Origin of the sequence: Nocardia carnea, from assembly GCF_029868855.1 — a bacterium.
Lineage (GTDB): Bacteria > Actinomycetota > Actinomycetes > Mycobacteriales > Mycobacteriaceae > Nocardia > Nocardia carnea_A.
In genome coordinates this window covers 25,240-33,938 of the sequence record NZ_JARWOV010000015.1, presented here as the reverse complement: position 1 = coordinate 33,938, position 8,699 = coordinate 25,240, and the positions used below count along the sequence as shown (strand labels likewise).

Here is an 8,699-nt window from a genome sequence, read left to right as displayed (position 1 = left end):
TATGCGCACCACCGTGTTCACCGTGTCGTGCAGGAAATCGACTTCGGAGGGGGTGGGGCGGGGTTGCGGGGCTGCGGGGGGGGGCCGGGGGCGGGCGGGCCCCCCGGGTTCCGGAGTCGTGTCGCGGGGCGCATCGAGTGTGGGATCGGGATGGGTTACCGATGGTCGTCCCGGGTCTGCGTGGCTGTTCGGCGTGGGATCGCCGTGTGTTGCCGGGCTCGGTGTGGCGGCGCCGGGTGTTGTCTGCGGGGGGTCGGTGTGGACGGGCGGGTTCGCCGCGTCGGGGCGTGGATCGGTGCGTTGCAGCGGTGGGTCCGGATCGTCGCCGGGTGCCGGCGGATCGGGGTCCGGGGTGCGGTCCGGATCGGGGGTGTGGGATTGCGGCGGTGTCGGGTAGGGGTCGGTCTGTGCGGGTGGGTCGTTGTCGGGACGGGAGGCCGGTGGCTCGTCCGGGGTGTGGTCCGGCAGCTGGCCGGTGACCGGCGGGTCGTCGTCGGTATCGCGGTCCCGGGGTGGGTCTGCCTGAGCCGGGGGTTCGTCCGGTCTCCCGGGTGTGTGGTCGCCGGGGCTGTCCGAGTCCGGACGGCTGCCCGCGTCCATGGGTCCGCTGTCGGGAGTGTGGCCGGGATCGGGGGCCGGGCCGGCCTGGTGGGGTGGCACGTTCGCATGGCCGGGCGGTGTGTGCGGGACCGGTGCCGGGTTGGTGGGCAGGTTGCGGCCGAGGTCACCGAGATCGTCCAGACGCCGGCCGGTCTGCCCGGCATCGGCGAGCCGGCGTAGCGCGCTGACCGCGACCTTGGCGCTGCCGCCGCCACCGGTGGCCACGGTGAGCAGGGCGTCACCGGTCAGAGCCCCCATGAATTCGAAGGGATTGCGGCGGGCATCGTCGAGAATCGCCGATACGGCGGCGCCCGGATCGGCTGCCGCCACCACGAGTCCGGTGCCGAGGTTCGACAGACCCTCCAGATAGTCGGCCGGATGGGTCATGTTGTAGATATCGAACGGGTTGATCTGACGGACGAACTGAACGAGCCCGGTGAGGCTGGTGAACAGCCCGGACATGAAGTTCAGCATCCCGTGTTCGAGCACTCCGCCGAGATCGGACAGATTGGCGATCCAGCGTTCGGTGAACGGAGGTTCGGCCGGGGCCTTGTCGGTGGCGGCGGAGAAAGCGCTGTCGGCGATCGCGGCGCCGTTGTCGCGCTGGATCCGGGCGTTGCGCAGGATGGCGCGCGCGTTGTTGCGCATCGGGGTCCAGGTGTCGACCAGCGTGGTCTGCGCCTGCTGTTCGGCGGTCAGCGAATTCCACCAGTTGATCTGACGCTGTTCTTCCCGGGCCGCGGCCTTCCATTCATCGATCGCGTCGGCTGCTTTGTCCTGTGCGGATTTCACCACGTTGTGCCAGGCGGTCATGGCCTCGGCCGCCTCGGACATGGCGTCGGCGGCGTCGAACCACAGTTTCGGCTGTTTGTCGTAGACCTCGTTGAACGCATCGGCTGCGTCGCCGACCCATTCCGCGGAATCGATCTGTTTCAGTGCCTCGCCGGTCGATTCCAGAGCGGCGGCCATATCGTTCAATGTCTGTGCTGTGGACCCTATTTCGGCCGGCCTTCCGAAAATGAGTTTCGTGGGATCCTCGGTTTCGCCGAGCTCCTTTTCCTCGACGTCACCGCCGGTGGCCGACGCGATGGAGTCACCGAAATCGTCGATCGCCTCGGCGGCATCGTCCAGGCCGATGGCTTCGGCTCCGTCGGCGACCAGATCCAGTCCGTCGTCGATCAGTTCGCCGGCGCCCTCGACAGCGTTTTCGATGCCGTCCTCTATCGCTTCGCCGATATCGTCGACGAAATCGAACATCCCCACCTACTTGCCCCCGGACTCCTGCGTGATCTGCGCGGCGCGTTCGGCTGCGCCGGTGTTCCATCCGGGCGTCTCACCGGTGACTTCACTCGCCGGCGGGATACTCGCCGGGCTCAGCACGCTGAGATTCGCCAGCGCCTGCGGGCCGACTTCGCCGATGATCCGGTTGTTGGTCTCGATGGTCTGCCAGGCCTGCTGAAACGATTCCGGGCTGTAGTCCGGGTTGAGGATATGGTTGAAAGGGTTGTCCGAGAAGGTGTCACCCCATGATCGGCCGGTGATCTCCTCTTCGGACAGATGCGGGTTGCCGAGTAGATGGGTCCACATCTGTTTCAGCGTGCCCTCGGCCTGATTCTCCATTTCGTTGTAGCGACCGGCCGCCAGCCCGAGCGTGTCGGCGATGGAATTACCGGCCTGCACCAGGGCCCGCACACCCCACGACCAGCGTTCGGTGAATTCCTCGAAGGTCTTCTGCACGGTGTGCTTCCCGATTTCGAGGGTGGACATCGTCAGCAGCGAGAAACCGCGGCCCATATTGCCGGTTTCCCCGATGCCCAGTTCGGTCAATTCGCCGATCGTTGCTTCGATTCCCTGCGCTGCCTGCTGTAGCACCGCAGGATCGACCCGCACCTGCTGTGTCATTTCCCCACCCCTCCCGTGGGTTGTTCTGTCAGTCCGTCACATCCGGTGGGAAGGCCATCGGCGCCCTCCCCGCGATATCCAGGGCGATACCGGTGGGTTCGTCCTGTAGCTCGGCGTATTCGAGCAGTCGCGAGCCCCGGAAGGTGTGATACCGGTACTCCCGGTCCGGCACGATTCCGCCCGCGGTCATGGTTTCCCGGGCCAGCATGTACCGGGCGTATTCCTCGACCGCGGTGAATGCGCACAACCAGCCGAGCCCGCCCGAGCGGACGCGGAATACTCTGTCGTCCACGGTCAACGGCACCAGCAGCGCCGCCTCGCGCAATGCCGACCGCAGGGCCATGGGCTGTCCGAAACCCGCGTAGAACGAAGTGATCTCGTCGCGGAGAACCGCCAGCCCGTCGTTCTCCGGCATCCCCGCACCTCCCTCCCTCGTGATGGATCCCCGAGCCCGATCGACGAATACGTCCATGGTAGGTATCCCGACCGGCCACGAATCCGTTATCGGCTGTTGGCCGGCGCGTTGCCGGAATACGTTGTGCCACAGGGCTCGGGCATGCGAAATGGCCCGATGCCGGGCCACGGCCGGCAGCTGAGATTTGCCGGCCGTGGCTGCAGGTGAACGCAAGACCTGCGAATTGGGGGCAGGACACGGACGCCAGACAGCGATGCGGCCATCGAGCGTGTCCCGCCGCTGTTGCGCGGGCCTTTCACCGATACTCGGCGGATGACCGGCACCCGCGAGGTTCCCGATACGGCGCCGACGCTCGATCGCCGCCGCCGAAACATCGTGTTCGTCACCATCGTGCTCGGCATGCTGATGGCCGCGCTCGACCAGACGATCGTCGCGACCACCCTGCCGACGATCGTCGCCGATCTCGGCAGCGCCGGGCATATGGCGTGGCTGGTCACCGCGTACATGCTCGCCGAGGCCGTATCGACGGTGCTGGCCGGCAAATTCGGTGACCTCTTCGGCCGGAAACTCGTATTCCAGATCAGCGCGGTGGTCTTCATCCTGGGCTCGGTACTCGCCGGGGTCGCCCAGGACATGCTGACCTTGATCATCGCGCGAGGGATCCAGGGTGTCGGGGCCGGCGGGTTGATGGTGACCGCGATGGCGTTGATCGCCGATGTGATTCCGCTGCGGCAGCGCGGGAAGTACCAGGGCGCGATGGGTGCGGTGTTCGGGGTGACCACCGTACTCGGGCCCACCCTGGGCGGCCTGTTCACCGATCACGCCAGCTGGCGGTGGTGTTTCTACATCAATGTTCCGGTGGCGGTGGTGATGATCGCGCTGGCCGCCCGGACCATTCCCACGGTGCGCCCGGCCGTGCGGCCGGTGATCGACTACCTCGGGATCGCGCTGGTCGCGCTCGGTGTGGCCGGTTTGATCCTCGGGCTCGAATGGGGTGGTTCCGAATATGCCTGGGGTTCGCCGATGATCATCGGCCTGTTCGCCGGATCGGTCGTGCTGCTGGCGGCGTTCGTCGTGGTGGAGACCAGGGTGCCCGAGCCGATGCTGCCGATGGATCTGTTCCGCAACCGGGTGTTCACGGTGTGCTCGGTCCTCAGTTTCATCGTCGGCTTCGCCATGCTCGGTGCCATGACCTATCTGCCCACGTACCTGCAGTACGTGGACGGCGTCTCGGCGACCGAATCCGGATTGCGGACGCTGCCGATGGTGGTCGGTCTGCTGATCACCTCGATCATCTCCGGAAATATCGTCTCGACCACCGGCCGGTACAAACCGTTCCCGATCGCGGGCACGGCCGTGATGGCGCTCGGCCTCTACCTGATGTCGACGATGGGACGCGATACCGGTATCTGGCGGGAATCGCTGTACATGCTGGTCCTCGGACTCGGTATCGGGCTGTCCATGCAGGTGCTGACCATTGTCGTGCAGAACACCGTGCCCTACGCGCAGCTGGGCACCGCGACCTCCGGTGTGACGTTTTTCCGCACGGTCGGAAGTGCGTTCGGCACCGCGGTGTTCGGCACCCTCTACACCGGGAAGCTCGACCCGGCCCTGGCCGCGGCGCTGGCCGAGTCGGGTGTCGCCCCGGAGATCGCGCAGAGCCCAGCGGCCTTGCGTGAGTTGCCCGACGACCTGGCGGCCCCGATAATCGAGGCCTATACGACCGCCATCGACACCGTGTTCCGGTGGGTGGTCCCGGTGGCTCTGGTGGGTTTCGTGGTGGCGTGGTTCCTCCGGGAGGTACCGCTGCGCGACAGCACCCGCGCTCGCGCCGCGGAACTGGGGGAAGGCTTCTCGATGCCGGATTCCGCCGACCGGGCGGCCCAGCTGGAACACGCTGTCGCGCAGGTGTTGCGCCGGGATCAGCAGCGGTTACCCGGCTCGCCGGGCGTGCGAAAGCCCGTTCTGCCGGGCCCTTCGCTACCAGACCTCACCGGCGGCGAACTTCCCGAGTCCATCACCTGGGCGATCGGCGCGGTGCATCTGCGTGCCCGGGTACGCGGCGGGGCGACACTCACAGGTATCGCGGACGACCATATGGTTCCGGTCGGTGTACTCGAACCGGTCTACCGCGACGCCGCGCGAGCCGGATATGTGACGGCCGAGGGCGATTCGTTACGGCTGACCGACAGCGGGGCCCAGCAGGCCGAGCGCTTCCGGCGAGTCTGGCGCGGCTGGCTGGACAGGCAGCTGGAGGACTGGGCCTTCGACGATCCCGCCGACAGGGCCCTGCTGGACCGAGCGCTGGACAAGATCGCCGGCGAACTGCTGGACGATCAGAGCCGGCGCCCCACATTCGCCGGCTGAGTCGCGGCCGGACAGTTCCTCGCGCTGCTCACCGGCCCACTCGAGAATCGATCGGCCCACGGGACACGCAGAGTCGGCCGGGCCGAACTGGGCGCTGTCGCCGCCGCGGCGGTGCAGACGTTCCTGGCGGCCTACGGCCCCACCGGTTGACGGCTTCCGCGCGGCCGGTGCGCGGTGGGCGCGTCAACGTGGGGCTGGTGGCGGAAGGTGGCCCGGCGTGCCGGTTTCCGTGCGTCCGGACAGCCGGGCCGCGCCCGCGGCCGGTGCGGTGGGATTCGCTTCACGAAGCGGAATCGCCGTATCGTCCGGCAGACCGAGTAGTTCACCATAGGTGCGGACCCATGCGGCCAGGGATTCGAGTGGTCCCGCCACCAGACTGACACCCAGCGGGGTGAGCTCGTACTCGACTGCCGGCGGCGCGCCGGGGCGTGGAAACCTGGCCACCAGTCCACGCGCCAGCAGTCGCCGCAGTGCTTCGGTGAGGGCCTTGTCGCTGATACTTCCGATACCCGCGCGCAGCGCGGCTCGCCTGCGCGGACCGTCACGGAGGGCGGCCAGCACCACCGGATCCCAGGTATGCGTGAACAGATCCAAGGCGCCGCGAAGTCGGCAATCGGCGATCGGCTCGTGGTTGTCGGCGGTCATCGGTCACCAGGATCGTCGGTTGTTTCGCACCGATCGGTGCGTGTCGGACTGTCTACGTTAGCCGTCGACGGACAACGTAGACACGGAGGAGTGCGACGGTGCGGATCGGAATTCTGGGTACGGGCCATCTGGCCGAGGCGCTCGGCGGATGCTGGGCGCAGACCGGGCATACGGTGACAGTGGCGGGACGGTCGGCGGACAACGCGGCCGCCCTGGCGCGGCGGCTCGGTGCTGCCGTACACGCCGCCGCCCCGGACGAGGCGGTGCGCGGCGCCGACGTGGTACTGCTCGCGGTGCCGTGGAGTGGTGTCGACGATGTACTGCGCGAATCAGGTGCGAGCATGGGAGCGCTGGCCGGGGTCGTGGTGATCGACCCGATCAACGCGGTGCAACACGGTGTGGGTGTGCTCCTGACCGAACCCGGCAAGTCCACCGCCACCCATATCGCAGAGACGGCACCGGGCAGCCGGGTGGTGAAGGGCTTCCATATGGTTCCGTCGACACAGTGGGGTGTGCCCGGTGCGGCCGCGATCACGGTGCCACTGTGCGGTGACGATCCGGGGGCGTTGGCCGTGGCCGAGACGCTGGTACGCGATGCCGGCGCGGTCCCTGCCGTGGTGGGTGGCCTGTCCCGGGCCCGTCAGCTCGAGGAGGCGGCGGGGTTGTTCATCACTCTGGCGTTCGCGGGTGTGGATCCCGGGACCGTGGCGCCCGCACTGCCACCGGTGGGTGCGTGAACCGCGCGGCACAGGTTCGCGGGCCGGGGGCCGGGGGCATATCAGGCGGTACCGATGCAACCCATACTGTGCCCGATGGTCTCGGGTGTGCCGTTCTACGGCCGCTACGACTCGGCGTGCGGCGGGGGCCTGCGGGGCGCATCTCCGTAGGCACTGCTGATCCGGTATTGCCGACTCCGGTGTCTGCGGACATGTAGCCCGGCAGCGGGCGGTTACGGTTCATTATTTCGCCGACGCAGTGTGGTCCCGGCCTGCCGGAATTCACCTGGCGACGGGCGCCGGATTGTCGGTAGCTATCCGATTGTGCAGGAACAGGTTACGGGTGGCATCGAGGACCTGGGCCACCTGGTCCGGGTGGGTGAGATGGGGATAGTGGCCCGCGCCCTCGATCACCGTGGTCGGAATGGACACCGGGGTTTCGAGCGGATCACGGGAACCGGTCACGATATGCACCGGCACCGTGACGTCCGCGAGCATGCGGCGAGCGGCCGCCCGCTGCCCGGGCCGGCTCGCCGTTCGCAACGCCGCGACGGTCCGCCGGGCTACTCCGGGGCGGCTCAGGTTCGCGCTCGCACTGTCGATCGCCGGACCTGCCGGCACACCCAGGGTGGCGGCCAGCCGCTCCGGACCGAAGTGGCGCAGCATGAGTGCGGTGCTCGGCAACCGGGTGATCCACGACCCCCGGCGCTGCAGAAAAGCGGGCGCTATCAGGACGATTCCGGCGATGCGGCCGGGATGGGCGGCGGCGTACCGCAGGACCGGGAGGCAGCCGAGTGAATGCCCGACCAGGACGGGGCGGGTGGTCACCGAGGCCATGAGCCGGTCGGGCCGGAAGTGGACCGGGGAGTCTCCGGGGGCGGAACGGCCGAGGCCGGGGAGGTCGGCGGTGTAGGTGGACGCGGTGGTCGCCGCGGTGACCGCACGCCAGGCCTCGCTGTCGGTGGGGAGACCGTGCAGCAGAACGAGGTCCGGAGCCCGTCGGTCGCCGCTCACCCAGAGGCCGTCGGCGAACCCGGCGGACGGATCTGCCTCTGTGCTGCCGAACCGACTGCTCACCAGGTGGTCTGCCCAGTTACGCACGACTTCACCGGTGGGCGGCATGGTGAGGCCGGCGGCGTCGGCCACCGCCTCAGCGGCCGAGGTGTCGTAGCGGTCCTCGGCGACGAATGCGAGCCGCTCCCGGTCTACCCCGGTGAGCCGGCGTGGCAGGCGGGCCACCAGGCCGGCCGGAATCGTGAAACGGGGCGCGCGGACGTGTAGATGCTTTGCGAGGGTGTGCATCAGTTCCGGAAGCGGCGGGCTCGCGGGGTCGAGGGCGGTGTAGGAACGGCCCGCGGTGTCCGGATCGCGCGGGAGGGCGATGAGGAAATCGGTGAAATAGTCGAGATCGAGGATCGGCAGCAGGGTCCGGGCGTTGCCGGGCAGCGCCGGAAGTCTGCCGTACCAGAGGTCGTGAACGAGTTCGGCGAGGCCGATGTACTGCCCGGGGCCGATGACCGTGCTCGGGTTCGCGACCGTCAGCGCGACGCCCGCCGCCGCGGCGCGTTCGCGCAGTATCGCGTCGCCCTCGAATTTCGAAGCGCCGTAAGCGCCGACCGCGTAATCGTGTTCGGCCGAATCCGGCACGGTGACCCGGTATCCGGTGATGTGGACCAGTCGGCGCAGCTCGGGCAGGCTCCCGCACCAGTCCAGGATGTGCAGGGCGCCGTCGATATTCACCGCCCGGGCGGGGTCGGCCTCGAGTCCGAAGGTGAATCGGGCCGCGCAGTTGTACACATCGCGTATCCCGGCGGTGTCCAGCCGGGCGACCTCGCCCAGGCCGGCGTCGGTGATATCGCAGTCGAGTACGGTCAGCCGCTCGCGGGCCACGCCGTGCTCGTCGAGCCAGGTGGTGAGCCGGTCCGCGCTGCCGGGACGTAATGCGGCCGCGACCGTATGCCCTCGGCGCAGGAGCCGGGCGACCAGGACGCGTCCGATGAAACCGGCCGCGCCGAAAACGACGGAATCGGGAGTGTTCATAACAAGTCCTAACT

The 8,699-nt window shown here is 68.4% G+C and carries 7 protein-coding genes and 1 pseudogene; 3 read left to right on the top strand and 5 right to left on the bottom strand.

All coding sequences use genetic code 11. The annotated features are described in order from the left end of the window. From QH195_RS00910 to QH195_RS00900, 3 genes are all read right to left on the bottom strand, one after another. Positions 1–1,857 (bottom strand): putative T7SS-secreted protein (locus QH195_RS00910; protein ID WP_348537337.1); only part of this gene is annotated, 1,857 nt, incomplete at its 3' end. Positions 1,858–1,863: 6 nt separating this feature from the next. After that, the gene (locus QH195_RS00905; RefSeq protein ID WP_280433963.1) at positions 1,864–2,502 is read right to left on the bottom strand and encodes a type VII secretion target; all 639 of its coding nucleotides are present in this window, start codon (positions 2,500–2,502) and stop codon (positions 1,864–1,866) included. Positions 2,503–2,530: 28 nt separating this feature from the next. Continuing rightward, entirely contained in the window at positions 2,531–2,917 is a 387-nt protein-coding gene (locus QH195_RS00900) for a hypothetical protein (RefSeq protein ID WP_280426098.1), read from the bottom strand. Between the two features lie 312 nt (positions 2,918–3,229). On the opposite strand from QH195_RS00900, the gene QH195_RS00895 reads away from it, so the two are divergent. Together QH195_RS00895 and QH195_RS00890 are read left to right on the top strand one after the other, a co-directional pair. Then, positions 3,230–5,284, top strand: coding sequence for an MDR family MFS transporter (locus QH195_RS00895; protein ID WP_280433962.1), 2,055 nt, complete (start codon positions 3,230–3,232; stop codon positions 5,282–5,284). A 12-nt stretch (positions 5,285–5,296) separates the two neighbouring features. Continuing rightward, a pseudogene (locus tag QH195_RS00890) lies at positions 5,297–5,434 on the top strand (TetR/AcrR family transcriptional regulator C-terminal domain-containing protein); the annotation flags it as partial. A 33-nt stretch (positions 5,435–5,467) separates the two neighbouring features. On the opposite strand, the gene QH195_RS00885 reads toward QH195_RS00890, so the two are convergent. After that, the gene (locus QH195_RS00885) at positions 5,468–5,929 is read right to left on the bottom strand and encodes a winged helix-turn-helix transcriptional regulator (protein ID WP_280433961.1); all 462 of its coding nucleotides are present in this window, start codon (positions 5,927–5,929) and stop codon (positions 5,468–5,470) included. Positions 5,930–6,027: 98 nt separating this feature from the next. On the opposite strand from QH195_RS00885, the gene QH195_RS00880 reads away from it, so the two are divergent. Continuing rightward, on the top strand, positions 6,028–6,666 hold the full coding sequence (locus QH195_RS00880; RefSeq protein WP_280433960.1) for an NADPH-dependent F420 reductase: 639 nt from the start codon (positions 6,028–6,030) through the stop codon (positions 6,664–6,666). 261 nt (positions 6,667–6,927) lie between these two features. Here the strand turns inward: QH195_RS00880 and QH195_RS00875 are convergent, their stop codons facing one another. Beyond that, positions 6,928–8,685, bottom strand: a complete 1,758-nt coding sequence (locus QH195_RS00875; protein WP_280433959.1) for an alpha/beta fold hydrolase — start codon at positions 8,683–8,685, stop codon at positions 6,928–6,930. Positions 8,686–8,699: the final 14 nt, after the last annotated feature.